Consider the following 12,565-nt stretch of genomic DNA (forward strand, 5'->3'; position numbering starts at 1 on the left):
TTCCAGAGGCCCCCCGACCTCGTTTTCGGATCCGAAACCCACCGCCGGTTCCCCCATTTGCCGGGTCCCGTTGTGGAAATCTTCGATGGCGCCTCCGAATTCCGAACCGGATTCGGAGAACGCGAACCCACCCCACCCAAGCTCAGCTTTCGGGCGATGCGTTCCCCCCAGATCGTTACCGCCTTCCAGCGCAACTTGGGATGGGGTGAAGTTCGTCATCATTCCCTCCAATCGCGCCCTGCTAGCCCGATTTCCAAATTTTCTTAAATTTTCTTTTTAGCCGATCGTCCCAGCAACCGATCTGTCATACTTTCCTGATAAAAAACCGCTGCCAACCATAAGGAATTCAGGGATTGCCGCTCCTAGGCACCCTGCGAGACTCACGGTCTTTGAAGTGCGCACTTTCCGACGATCTTGGGCCTCCAAGCTGCCGGGGAGTGCCTGAGTCTTTAAACGAATGAGCGAACGCCAAGCCCCCCGAAAAGCCACCAAGGCCGTTGTACTCATGGCCGGAATCGTCGCTTTGCTGCCCATATCGGGCTGGATAGGCGGGCAAATTTGGTTGCTGGACCTCTGCAACCACTTCCAAGCCCAGTATTTCGGGTTCCTCTCCCTCCTTGTTCTTTGGCTCGTGATTCGGCGGCAATTTAGGGCTGCTGCGATCCCATCGCTGCTCGCGCTCATCCCGGGCGTGCGTCTCGCAGAGCTTTGGTTCCCGAGAGTCCCGCTTAAGCCCCAGACGCTCCAAGTTACGACTTTCAACGTGTACGGCGGGAACAATCGTTACGAGACCACCGTGACGTGGGCCATCGAAGAGGGCTCGGATTTCCTCTACTTCGCCGAGGCCACACCGGAATGGATCGCGGAACTGTCGAAGCTGGACGAGGCGTATCCCTACTCGATCGACCACCCACTCAACGGCAGCTTCGGCTTCGCGTTCCGCTCGAAGCACCCTTTCCATCTGACCGACATTCAATCGGTCGGCCGATTGGCGTTGCCGCTCCTTGATACCGTCATTCAGACACCGAGCGGAGAGATCCGTGTTCTCGGTGCGCATCCGGTACCACCCGCAACCCGCTTTTGGGCGGATGAGCGGGATGCCTATCTGGCCGAACTCCGTGAGCGGGCCGCACGATCGAACTTGCCGACTGTGATTGTCGGGGACCTGAACGCCACCCGTTGGAGTCATGCGATGACCGGCTTCTGGGAAGACGGCTACATCGATTCGGCTCGCGGCCACGGATTCAGCGCCACGTGGTCACGCGAGAATCCCATCCTCGCAGTGCCTATCGATCACATTCTCACGCGGGGCCTCGGACCCTGCGTGCTCCGATCAACTGGTCCGAAACTGGGATCCGACCACCGGCCTGTGACGGCAGGCTTCGACTTCCGCCCTGCCCGGGAGACCGACTAGGCGACCGAACCCCGCACGATCGCGGTGCGGGCTTGCGGGATTGGCAGATCCTCGGGTTGGAGGTCCAACCCATGCACCGGCGCGGTCTTCTCCACATCCTCAAGGATATCGAGCTCAGGCCTGAAGTCGGCAGCATGATAGGAACTGCGGACCAGCGGACCGCTCGCCACGTGCCTGAAGCCCTTCTCCAACGCGATCTCCTTGAACTCGGCAAACTGATCGGGGTGGATGTAGTCGACCACCGGAAGGTGCCGCGGTGTCGGGCGGAGATACTGCCCGAGAGTCAACACGGTGACATCGTGCTCAAGGAGGTCATCCATCGCCTTGAGCAACTCCTCACGGCGTTCGCCAAGCCCTAGCATCAATCCGCTCTTGGTCGCGACCTTTCCGTCCACCATCGCCTTGGCTTTCTTGAGCACGGCAAGACTGCGGTCATACTTCGCCCGGGATCGGACGAGTGGCGTCAGGCGTTCCACCGTCTCGAGGTTGTGGTTGAAGATGTGCGGACGTGCGTCCATTACCATCTGCAGCGCCCAATCCCGATCATTGAAGTCTGGAACGAGAACCTCGATGATAATCCCGGGATTCACCGCCCGCACCGCTTCGATGGTCTGCTGGAAATGCTCGGCTCCGCCGTCCCGGAGATCGTCACGGGCAACCGCGGTGATCACCACGTGGCGAAGTTTCATCCGACGTGTGGCCTCAGCGACCCGGATTGGTTCATCCTGCTCCAAGGCATCCGGCTTGGCGGTCTTCACGGCGCAAAAGCCGCACGCGCGGGTGCACTTCTCGCCGGCGATCATGAAAGTCGCCGTTCCCTGTCCCCAGCACTCCCAGCGGTTCGGGCACTGGGCCTCCTCGCAAACCGTTACCAGCTTGAGATCGGTGATCAGGGATTTGGTCGACCAGAAGACCGGATCATTCGGGAGCCGGACCTTGATCCACGACGGTTTCTTGTCCTGGTGGAGACCGGGATCCATCCGCATCTTTGGCCCGTGGCAGCCGCTCATTGGGCGGGAAACTAAGGGGCATGCCCGCCACGGGAAAGGGGAATCTCGCGCCACGCCGTGCCGATTCGGCAGTCCTGCGTGGGCAATGCCTCAAGTCGGCGACAGACGCGTCCCGGCGATCGCAAGGAACATCGGAAACTCCCGGGCCGCACGGTGCTCGCCCTTGCTCCGTGCCCCACCGGCTTGGGAACGTCGGTGGCTCATCAACTCACGCGTCTCGCTGATGGCGAGCCCCTCGGCACCGAAGGCGGTAAGAACCTCACCCAAGGGCCGGTGATAAAAGATCGTCTCGCTTCCCCCGCCCTTCCCCGGATGGGTGACGATCGGGATCTCAAGATCAACCCCGTAACGATCGACCCGCCGGTACTGGAGCTTCCTGCCTTCATCCCAGCCCCAATGCGTTTGCCGGGGAATGCGGAAGCAGGGGTGCATGAAAATCGCGACAAACCGGCCACCCGGTCTCAGAGCAGCCGCCATGTTGTGGCACATGGCCGGGAGATCCGGCACATCATGCACTGCCATCAGGGAGACGGCAGCGTCGAAGCTTCCGTCCGCCCAATCCCCATCAAGACAGGCGTCCGCGACCAGCATGCGAACTCTAGGCTCGTCTGTGAATCGTTCGGTGGCCGAATCGATAAGCCGGGGACTCGCATCGACCCCGACGACCTCTTTCGCTCCGGCATCCAACAACAGAGGCACGAAGACCCCCTGTCCGCAGCAAAGATCCAGGACGCGTGCACCGCGGACATTCCCGATCATCTCGATGGCGGCCGGCAGGACGACATGGCGGTGATAGTCGGAGCCCTTCTTGCCGACCAACTGGTCGTACCACGCCGCGACCGGATCCCAGCCCTTTCCGGCATTCTTCGCCAAAACGGGTCGCTTCTTTTTCGCAGCCCACTTGCGCTGGAACGGACGGCGTTTTGGAGGTCGGTCGGACATCTTGAAAAGTGCTCGGTCTGTATGTGGCAATCGGCCCTATGACTCGCGCCGTCCCTCGAACGCACGGGCCAAGGTCAACGCATCCGCATGCTCAAGTCCACCTCCGGCGGGCAAACCTTGTGCAAGACGGGTAACCCGGCATCGACTGCGAAGGAGGTCGCATAGGTAGCTGGCGGTTGCCTCCCCTTCGACGTCGGCACCGAGGGCCAGAATCACTTCCTCGATCCCTTCATCTTCGATCCGCGAAACCAGTCCCCCAATTCTGAGGTCTTCCGGAGTGACGTTGTCCAAAGGCGAAAGCCGACCTCCGAGGCAGTGATACCTGCCCTTGAACACACCCGAGCGCTCCATCGGCAGAACATCGGTAGGCTGCTCAACCACACACAATGTGGTTTCCCGCGAAGGGTGATCACAGATCGCACAGCGAGCCTCGGTCGCGAAAAACCCGCAGGTCGGACACGAGGTGATCGCGACTTTTGCCTCGGTTAGCGCCGTGGCGAGTTCCGCCGGATCGGACTTCGGACTCTGGAGTAGCCAGATCGCGATCCGCTCGGCGCTCCGAGGACCGATGCCGGGCAAGGTCTTCAGCGCTTCGACCACGCGGCCGACTGCCTCAGGATATTCGATTCGTGCCATGGCGGTTCTTCTAGGTCAGGTAGGTTCACGGTGGCGGACCGCATAGATGAGTGAGCCGCCTGAGGCCCAAATCAGCGCGGCCAGAGGCGCTGCCACGGGGACAGTGACTCCGGCAAGCGCGAGTACCGGCACCCACGAGAGCGTGAGCACCAACGCGCTCACCACGAGCACCCATCGACGCCACTGACCGCGGACGTGGAGAACCGATTGAGGAAGCCCGATGACGAGCAGGACTGTCCAGACCCAAACGAGGAACGGAGGTGACGGATGAATCTCGCCACCCATCGGCAAACCGGTGACCCAGGCCGCGAGTGCATCATCAACTCCCCGGAGAGGGCCGATCAGATGCAGCACCAAGGCAAGCACGAGAGCCATCCCGGAGATCGCCGTCGCGGCGATGCTCGGATGGGGCTCGGGCTTCGACTTTGCCTCGGTCATCGGAAGCGTGAAGCTAGGCGGCACCGGTGCCGATCACAAGTGCTGCAACGACTACTTCCCTTTCCTGCGGCTCAGCCATTCCACGAGGTCACGCAGTTCATCCGGTTTCAGCAGCGCGCCCATCGGCGGCATGGCCGACACAGGCTCGCTGATCGTCTCGATCTTGTCTCGCGGGATCCGCTTCTTCTCTCCTGCGACATCAAGTTCGACGAACTCAGACTGCTTTTCCACCAAGGTTCCACCCTCGGAAGTTCCATCCTTCAACGTTACCGCGACAACACCATATCCCGACGCGACCTCGGCTCCCGGCATCACTAGGGACTCGAGGAGTTTCAGACGCGGGAGCCTCTTCCCGACCGTCGAAAGTTCCGGTCCGGCCAGATCCGCCGCGTTTGTTCCATCGGCACGGTGGCACCGCATGCATTGCGCGGCCGGATGGCTTTCGAAAAGGCGGGCACCCTTCTCCGCATTCCCGCCCAGCAGCGATGGGTAACTCGCAAAAAGCGGGTCCTCCGATTTCGACACAGCCGCGTCGTAGCGTTCGACAGCGGCCTTTACGATATCCTCGGGACGACTCCGCGCGCCTTCAAGAATCTCGATGGCAGCCGCTCCCTTGCCGCTCGATGCGATGAGGCCGTCGACCGCTTTCGCGAACCGTAGGGCAACCTTCTCCCCCTCCATGGCCTGTAGAAGCCCCCAAGCCTTCTGAGCCCGCGCCGCCTCTGCGGACTCCGTTTCCTTCACCAGCAACTCCGAGGCTTCAGGAGCCTTTTGCTTCTGAAGCCATCCGATCGCCGCAAACGCCACTTCGTCCGACTCACTTGCAGCAAGTTCCATCAAGGTGGCCTTGCCCGAGTTCCCGCTGCGTTTCGCCCAAAGATCGAGGAGCCCGGCTCGTGCACCACCCGGCAGCGAAAGATCGGAGACCTTTGCCTTCAGCAGGGCGGGATCAACCTTGCTCAAATCGGTCGCGGTCTTGGCGAGCATCGAAACCGCGTCTTCAAGCAGGGATCCGTCGATCCTCAAAAGATCATCCACCCTTCCTCCAACGGATCCCGCAAGCGCCGAACCGTCCCGTTCCGGCAGCGGATCAAAGGTGCCGGTCGAGGTATCGACCACGAATGGCTTCTTCCAATCGCCAAGCAGGCGGAGCGCCTCACGTCGGACCGGAGCAGGAACCTTGGGGTTCATCGCGGCATCCACCAAGCGCTTCGCGTTGGCCTCGCCACCCACCCGGTAAGCGCTGTGGATCAGCCGCCTCCAAATCATCTCGGTGAAGTCGTCGTAGCGGGGTTGGTCCAAGAGCTCCGCAAGCACACTGCGGGAATCCTCAATCCGGTTGTCGTGAATCACCCGGACCGCCTCACGCATGACCTCGGGATCCTCGTCGCGAAGGAAGCCAGCGACACTGGCATCATGCTTGCGCCCCAGCGCCACTACCGCAGCCAGGCGCACGGACTTGTCTTCGTGCGTCGTCAGCCCGGTCAGCGTTACCGGATTGGCCAACTCGGCGAGCGCATACGCTCCGGCGTGCCGCAGATACGGATCCGCGTCCGAATTCGCCTCCAGCATCTTCCAGATAAACGGCAGCGAGCCCACCGCCGAGGTTTTCGCCGCGCTGATCGCGGCAAACATCCGCACCCGTGCCGACACGTCGGCGAGGAGACCGCTGAAGTTGATCTTATCGCCAACGATTCCCGAGTCTCCCAACACCTTGACCGCCTGTGCCCGGATCTCCGGATCGCCGTCCTTGAGCAGATCCACGAGAACGTTCTGAGCCTGCTCGCGCTGACGACCTCCGGGCACCGGCCCGAAGTCATCGTCGTCGACCTTCGGAAGCGCCATGTTCCCCCGCCTCGCAATCACGCCCAAGCCCCAGATCGCGTGCAGACGCTCAAGCCCCTCGCCATTGGTGGCAACCTCCTTGAGCGAGTCGAGCCCGTCGGCCTTTCCGACGAGGGCAAGATGGGCTCGCGTCCTCACACGCATGTCGGGATGCTTCAGGAGCCCCACCAGCTCTTTCGACTCTCGTTGATCAAAGCCTTCGCGGATGAGCTTCGCAGTATCTCGAGCCGCATCGGCCTGGTAGGCCTCGCCCGCTGACAACTCGATGACACGTCCATCCTCGTGCGACCGCCAACCGGTCACGAAGTCGCTGACGAATACCCGGCCATCCCATGAGTAGGTGACGTCGGTCGCGCACACGCCCCACATGAAGCGTCGTGAGTCCACGAGTTTCATCCCCGCACCCGATGGCTTGACCGCGAACGACTGGATTCCGGAGCTCGATTCCGATCCGCGATAGTCGCAAATGAGGAACCGCCCGACTTCCTCCTCAAGGAACCCGGTCCCGGGGTGGTAAGCGAGGCCGGACGGACCGGACGTGATGTTGTCGACCGGCGGCAGCAGCGAGGCGGGTTGCTTGTCGTTGGCCGGCTTCCACATTTCCTCCGCCATCCAGAAGTTCGGCGGATGCTGCTCGAGGCCGATCTGCCGGTGGAACGAATGCATGATCTGATGCCCCATCCGCCATCCGGAGTCCGCACCCTCGACCACATACACGAGCCGCGCCGCATCACCCTGGTCCGAATTGTTGTCGACCGAGAAGGCGTTCCCATACTCGTCGAATGCGATCTCCTTCGGATTGCGCAGGCCGGTATGGATCACCTCGAAATTGCTGCCGTCGGGATCGAAACGAAACACGGCACCCTGATTCGGATACTCGTAATGCACACCTTCCCGCGTCCCCACATTGAATCCCCGGTCACCAACCGTGCCGTAGATCCGTCCGTCAGGCCCGAGTTCGAAGCCGTTCAGGTCGTGCCCCGAAAACGACACGCGCACTCCGAAGCCATCCTCGATCACCACCCGGTCATCCGCCTTGCCGTCGCCGTCCTTGTCGACCAACCCGAGGATGCTCGGGATGTTCGCGACATAGACCATCCCGCGATAGGGAAACACCCCCGCCATGGTTCCCTCGAGAGCGCCATTGAACTCGGCGGCAAAGACACCGCTTTCCGAAAAGCTTCCGTCGTCGCCCTGCTTGTCGAGCCTCAGGACACGCTCAGAAACCTCCGTGAGATACTTCTCGCTGACCTTATCGCTCCACTTCTTGAACATCGCGGCGCGATCCTCGACCGTGCGGCTGGCGATGTCGTCGAGCAGCCAATAGAGGTGATTCCGGTTATCCTCGATACCATGGCGGAAACGATGGGTCTCGGCCACGTAGAGCACTCCCTGTTCGTCGAATGCGAGCGCTGTCGGCGAAGTCACGTCCTGGTTAGCATGGTTCGCGACAACCCGCCCCATCGTACCTTGGGGGATGCTCGACCCGGGAAGCCCGGCGAAAGGAACCAGACCGGCGACACCCTTCTCACCGAGCTGCGGCGGCATGATCGGATTCGAGTAGTTGTCGAAAACGAAGTGGTCGGCGGCGATAACACCCCAACTTCCGGTCTCGTTGTCGAGGATCCGCAAACGGACCTCCTTGCCGCGCCAGGATTTCACATTCCAGACGATGCGTCGGCACATCAGGTCATTGTTGCCCGTCTCCTCGAGTACCACCTTGTCACCGACCAGCATCTGCACCGCGGTCTTGCCCGGATGCTTGCCTCCGGCAATCGTGAAGGCGAGGTAGTCAGCCTTCACCTTCAAGGGCGGAGAAGTGAGTGATCCGGTCGCCTCGTCGCCACCGTGGGCGGAGCAAACGAGCGATTTGCCGCTGAACCCCGTAAGCTTGCCGTTCAGCCCGGCCATTTCGCCGGGAACCGGGGCGTCACCGAAAGCCATTCCTTCGACCGACCAATCCCCCAGACCGTCACCTTCGAAGGCCTGAATCACCTCGGAGGCAGCCATCGCGGCACCCGGGCTGCCGAGAATCGCCAAAAACCAAATCCATTTCATCGGCGCCCAACCTATCCGCCGCGGGAATTCTGGCAACCTCGCTCCCGGGCAGCACCGATGGCCGCCAATCCCTCGAATCTCTTGCGACCGGAGCCATCCCGCCCTAGAACCCCGCCGCCATGGCGGGCTTTCTCTCCTCCATTTACAACAAACTGGCGAACAAGGCCGAGATCGACTGGGACGAACTCGAGGCGGATTTCGTGGGCGCCGACCTCGGGCCGAAGCTCTCCATGCTGCTGGTGGACGAACTCCAGGATCTAGGAAGGAAAGTTTCGGCCGACGATGTCGTCGAGGCAGCCCGCCAGCACATCGCGCAACGCCTTCCGGCCGATTCCCCACCGCCGCTGCCGCTCTCAGCCGGCAAACCCTTCACCTTTCTCGTCGTAGGCGTGAACGGCGTCGGAAAGACGACTTCCTGCGCGAAACTGGCCCACTGGCTCCAAGGACGCGGCGCTCCAACCGTGCTTGCGGCGGCCGACACCTTCCGTGCCGCGGCCACCGAACAACTCGAACGTTGGGGCACGCGGCTCGGGATTCCGGTCGTCAAGGGGCCACCGAATTCCGATCCGTCTTCCGTCTGCTACAACGCCCACCAGCAGGCGATCACCGACGGAGCCCGCTATCTGATCTGCGACACCGCCGGTCGATTGCATACTCGGCATAACCTGATGGAGGAGTTGGCGAAGATCCGGCGCACCCTGGCGAAGCAGGATGAGTCAGCGCCCCACCTCACGCTTCTCGCGGTTGATGCGACGACCGGCTCGAATGCCCTCGAGCAGGCCAAGGTGTTTCACAAGGCATCACCCCTCGACGGCCTCATCGTCACGAAAATGGATGGCTCAGGGAAGGGCGGCATCATCGTGCCGATTTATGAGCAACTCAGAATCCCGCCCCGTTTCATCGGGACTGGTGAGGAGCCCGAACAGTTCGCTTTGTTCAACAAGGCGCGATTCCTTGAGGAGCTGATTTGAGCACGACCATCAGCGGTGCGGGCTGCCTCGGCGCCCTCGGGAACAGTCTGGAAGATCATCTCGACTCTTTGCGGAGTGGCCGGCCCGCCCTCCGTCCTCTCTCTGAACTCCCCGATTCTCCCGCCGGATTCGACGATCTGACCGCCGGATGGATCCGCCCCCGCTCCCTGCTGGTCCACCGGAAGTGGTCGCCGTCCAGCGCCGCAGCCCTCCACGTCGCCCGTGAAGCAGTGAACGCGGCCGGCTGGTCCTCTGACGATCTTGCGGAAACCGCCGTCTTCCTCGGCACCAGCCGGGGCGCTCTCGCCGGTTGGCTGGAACCGTGGCCCGGTCGCCGCGACTTCAACCTCCTCGCCGCCAGCAACTCACTCGCTTCGGAGCCGGCCGCAGCCGTGTCAGCCGAACTCGGGATTCGCGGGCCATGGCACGTGGTCTCCACAGGCTGCTGCGCCGGTCTCGACGCTCTCGCGACCGCCGAATTGTGGATCGAAGCAGGCAGGATTGAGCGGGCTCTCGTGATCGCGGTGGACCTCCCCCTTGTCGGCCCGATTCTCGACGCCTACCGGAGAACTGGACTCCTCGCTTCCGGTGACGGTCCCGGGATGCGGCCTGCCGAAGGTGCCGCCGCTGTCTGCATCGAGAAGGCCGGAGCTCAAGATCTCGCCCAGTTGCTGCAGTGCCATTCCATCTCGGACACCGAGGCATTGGTCTCTTCCGGACGAAGCCCCCATGCACTGCGCAAGCTCCTTCACTCGGCGAGCACCCAACATGGAGTTCCCGCCCTGTGTGTCGCCCACGCCAGCGGCACCGAACAGAACCGAAGCGTCGAGCGAGAAGCGATCGAATCCGAATTCGGCGCCTCGATGCCGGTTGTCGAGTTCAAGTCCCGCACCGGACACTGCATCGGCTCGAGCGGTTTGCTTGAGCTCGCCCTTGCCCAGACAGGCATGACAACCCCTCCGCTTCCCCCCGGCTCACTCGTCTTCAAAATCGCATCCGCACTCGGGGGCAAACACACCCTCGCCGCCATCTCCCTGCCATCATGAACGCGCTCTCGATCGATGTCTCCGTGGATGACCAGGAGCTCCGCCTTCTTCGGAATGGAGAACCAGTGCGTCGATGGCCGATTTCGACCGCAGCCAAAGGTGTCGGTTTCGAGGAGGGCAGCTATCGCACACCCACCGGCAATTTCGTGATATCGGATAAGATCGGAGACGGTGCTGATGCGGCCACCATCTTCAGAAGCCGCAAGCCCGATGGTGCGTGGGATGGTTCCCAACTCGATGCCGATCTGGTTCTTTCCCGGATCCTTTGGCTGGGCGGAACGGACCCGGCGAACGCGAATACCAAAGACCGATACATCTACATCCACGGCACGAATCATATTGATGACTTGGGACACCCGGCGAGTTGCGGCTGCGTCCGAATGTCGCCTGAGGCGGTGATCGAATTGTTCGATCTCGTGGATATCGGAACGAGGATACGTATTTTCCCTAAGACACGACCGAGCGGGAAACTTATCTTCTTCGACTGTGACTCAACCCTCTCGAGCATTGAGGGAATTGATGAATTGGCACGTGCCGGCGGTGATGAAGTCTTCCGCAAGGTCGAGTCACTCACCAACGCGGCGATGAATGGTGAGATACCGATTCATGAGGTGTTTCCAAAGCGAATGGAGATCATCCGCCCGAACCGCGACTTGTGCGATTCGGTGGCCCGCAAGTACATCGAAACCGAGACACCGGGCGTCCGTTCATTCATCAGTCAGTTGAAGGAGAGCGGCTGGACGCCGGTCATTCTCTCCGGAGGCTTCGCTCCACTCATTGAGCCTTTGGCCAAGGAGCTCGGAATCCGGCACATCGAGGCCGTACCCTTGTATTTCAGCACTGAAGGCGAATATTCAGGCTACGGATCGGGCTTCCCCACCACCCGCAACGGCGGCAAACCCGAGGTCATCGAGGCGTGGAAACAGGCGATGCTTCCGGAACGCACCATCATGGTCGGGGACGGGATTTCGGACATGGAATCCAAGACAGCAGTCGATCTGTTCATCGGCTATGGTGGAGTGGTGGAACGCGAACCGGTGAGGAAGGGAGCCGATCTCTGGATAACCGATTTCAATGCGGCTTCTCCGGGTGCCCTTGATGCCTTCGAGGCATAAGTACGGTCGCTCCGTAATATCAACTGGGCCGAAGGCAGGCGCAGCAACCGTTGAGGCGCTGTTCTGCCCTGCATTCACAACTCGATTATATCTTGCGCAAGACACTGACCCTCAGTATCCCGGCCTTCGCCATGAGCAGCAAAACGAAAAAGACCAACAAAGGGAAACGCTACACCGATCAGGAAAAGGCCGAGATCCTTGCCTACGTCGAAGAAGTGAATTCCGCCAAGGGACGCGGTGGCCAGAGCGCCGCATCGAAGAAATACAAGATCTCTCCGCTGACGATCTCCAGCTGGCTCAAGTCCGCTGGCGCCGCACCGAAAAAGAAGCGCGGCCGCAAGGCGAAAGCCGTCAAGGTTTCCGCAACCGGCGGCTCGATCGAGAAGAAGCTCGCGAAGCTTCAGAGTCTCCACAAGGAGATCGCCCGCACCGAGAGCACCCTTGCCAAACTCCAGTCGCAGTTCGAGAGCCTGAAGGCCTCGCTGTAACGTCCGAACCAGCCCGAATTACGGCACGCCCCGTCCTCCAACGAGGACCGGGGCGTTTTCATTGTCACCTACCCGAAGGCCAGAAGACATCGGTCTCGATGTCGAACCAGCCGACCTCCTCGCCATCGAAAACAAATCGGCCGAGGAAGGTCGTTCCGTCGAGCATCAGCGGCAACCAGTGGATGTCGTCACTCCACATGCGGTCGTAGGGAATGTCATCCAAGCGGCACCAGAGAGGCACTGCCTCGGGTGTTTCAACCGGCCGCCCTTCGAAGGAACCGGCAAGATAGACATGGCAAAGGATGTCCGGAACGTCGGACATCGCGAAATGGAGTTCTCCCATCTTCCGCGCACGCGGCACCCGGATTCCGAGTTCTTCCTCGGTTTCCCTCACCGCACATTCCAGAGGAGTCTCGCCGGGGTCGATCTTGCCCCCGGGGCCATTGATCTTTCCCGCACCCAGGCCGCGCTTCTTCTCGATCAGCAGGATCTCGCCGTCGCGGATCACGAACATCAGGGTCGCGTGAACCGGCGCACTCCAGCTTGCCCAGTCGATCGGTGAGTCATCCATCGGCACGCAGGGTTTCAAGCACGACCGGTGC

11 protein-coding genes are annotated in these 12,565 nt (G+C 61.5%); 5 read left to right on the plus strand and 6 right to left on the minus strand.

Features of this window, described 5'->3' with window-relative positions; translation table 11 throughout:
• Positions 1-505: 505 nt before the first annotated feature.
• On the plus strand, positions 506-1,414 hold the full coding sequence (locus tag HAHE_RS20230; RefSeq protein ID WP_338687049.1) for an endonuclease/exonuclease/phosphatase family protein: 909 nt from the start codon (positions 506-508) through the stop codon (positions 1,412-1,414).
• Here the strand turns inward: HAHE_RS20230 and lipA are convergent.
• From lipA to HAHE_RS20255, 5 genes are all read right to left on the minus strand, one after another.
• Positions 1,411-2,424 carry a lipoyl synthase gene (lipA, locus tag HAHE_RS20235; RefSeq protein ID WP_338687051.1) on the minus strand — a complete coding sequence of 338 codons (1,014 nt, stop codon included), beginning with the start codon at positions 2,422-2,424 and terminating at the stop codon, positions 1,411-1,413. The two genes, HAHE_RS20230 and lipA, sit on opposite strands and share 4 nt — an antisense overlap.
• A gap of 90 nt (positions 2,425-2,514) precedes the next feature.
• Positions 2,515-3,366 carry a class I SAM-dependent methyltransferase gene (locus HAHE_RS20240; RefSeq protein ID WP_338687053.1) on the minus strand — a complete coding sequence of 284 codons (852 nt, stop codon included), beginning with the start codon at positions 3,364-3,366 and terminating at the stop codon, positions 2,515-2,517.
• Between the two features lie 36 nt (positions 3,367-3,402).
• Positions 3,403-4,002 carry a recombination mediator RecR gene (gene recR / locus HAHE_RS20245; protein WP_338687055.1) on the minus strand — a complete coding sequence of 200 codons (600 nt, stop codon included), beginning with the start codon at positions 4,000-4,002 and terminating at the stop codon, positions 3,403-3,405.
• 15 nt (positions 4,003-4,017) lie between these two features.
• Positions 4,018-4,440: a hypothetical protein gene (locus HAHE_RS20250; protein WP_338687057.1), complete on the minus strand. Its 423-nt coding sequence runs from the start codon at positions 4,438-4,440 to the stop codon at positions 4,018-4,020.
• A 51-nt stretch (positions 4,441-4,491) separates the two neighbouring features.
• Entirely contained in the window at positions 4,492-8,343 is a 3,852-nt protein-coding gene (locus tag HAHE_RS20255) for a DUF7133 domain-containing protein (RefSeq protein ID WP_338687058.1), read from the minus strand.
• A gap of 119 nt (positions 8,344-8,462) precedes the next feature.
• On the opposite strand from HAHE_RS20255, the gene ftsY reads away from it, so the two are divergent.
• From ftsY to HAHE_RS20275, 4 genes are all read left to right on the plus strand, one after another.
• The gene (gene ftsY, locus HAHE_RS20260) at positions 8,463-9,314 is read left to right on the plus strand and encodes a signal recognition particle-docking protein FtsY (protein WP_338687059.1); all 852 of its coding nucleotides are present in this window, start codon (positions 8,463-8,465) and stop codon (positions 9,312-9,314) included.
• Entirely contained in the window at positions 9,311-10,360 is a 1,050-nt protein-coding gene (locus tag HAHE_RS20265) for a beta-ketoacyl synthase N-terminal-like domain-containing protein (protein WP_338687060.1), read from the plus strand. Before ftsY ends, HAHE_RS20265 begins: the two co-directional genes overlap by 4 nt.
• Positions 10,357-11,475 (plus strand): HAD-IB family phosphatase, encoded by a 1,119-nt coding sequence (locus HAHE_RS20270; protein ID WP_338687061.1) that lies wholly within the window; start codon positions 10,357-10,359, stop codon positions 11,473-11,475. Before HAHE_RS20265 ends, HAHE_RS20270 begins: the two co-directional genes overlap by 4 nt.
• Positions 11,476-11,606: 131 nt before the next feature.
• Positions 11,607-11,963 (plus strand): hypothetical protein, encoded by a 357-nt coding sequence (locus HAHE_RS20275; RefSeq protein WP_338687063.1) that lies wholly within the window; start codon positions 11,607-11,609, stop codon positions 11,961-11,963.
• Positions 11,964-12,027: 64 nt separating this feature from the next.
• Here the strand turns inward: HAHE_RS20275 and HAHE_RS20280 are convergent, their stop codons facing one another.
• Positions 12,028-12,534: an 8-oxo-dGTP diphosphatase gene (locus HAHE_RS20280; RefSeq protein WP_338687065.1), complete on the minus strand. Its 507-nt coding sequence runs from the start codon at positions 12,532-12,534 to the stop codon at positions 12,028-12,030.
• Between the last annotated feature and the right edge of the window lie 31 nt (positions 12,535-12,565).

Source organism: Haloferula helveola (assembly GCF_037076345.1).
Taxonomy (GTDB): Bacteria; Verrucomicrobiota; Verrucomicrobiia; order Verrucomicrobiales; family Akkermansiaceae; genus Haloferula; species Haloferula helveola.

Coding starts and splice junctions, on each gene's coding strand:
- HAHE_RS20230 (WP_338687049.1), top strand. CDS start 506: ATGGCCGGAATCGTCGCTTTGCTGCCCATATCGGGCTGGATAGGCGGG.
- lipA (WP_338687051.1), bottom strand. CDS start 2,424: ATGAGCGGCTGCCACGGGCCAAAGATGCGGATGGATCCCGGTCTCCAC.
- HAHE_RS20240 (WP_338687053.1), bottom strand. CDS start 3,366: ATGTCCGACCGACCTCCAAAACGCCGTCCGTTCCAGCGCAAGTGGGCT.
- recR (WP_338687055.1), bottom strand. CDS start 4,002: ATGGCACGAATCGAATATCCTGAGGCAGTCGGCCGCGTGGTCGAAGCG.
- HAHE_RS20250 (WP_338687057.1), bottom strand. CDS start 4,440: ATGACCGAGGCAAAGTCGAAGCCCGAGCCCCATCCGAGCATCGCCGCG.
- HAHE_RS20255 (WP_338687058.1), bottom strand. CDS start 8,343: ATGAAATGGATTTGGTTTTTGGCGATTCTCGGCAGCCCGGGTGCCGCG.
- ftsY (WP_338687059.1), top strand. CDS start 8,463: ATGGCGGGCTTTCTCTCCTCCATTTACAACAAACTGGCGAACAAGGCC.
- HAHE_RS20270 (WP_338687061.1), top strand. CDS start 10,357: ATGAACGCGCTCTCGATCGATGTCTCCGTGGATGACCAGGAGCTCCGC.
- HAHE_RS20275 (WP_338687063.1), top strand. CDS start 11,607: ATGAGCAGCAAAACGAAAAAGACCAACAAAGGGAAACGCTACACCGAT.
- HAHE_RS20280 (WP_338687065.1), bottom strand. CDS start 12,534: ATGGATGACTCACCGATCGACTGGGCAAGCTGGAGTGCGCCGGTTCAC.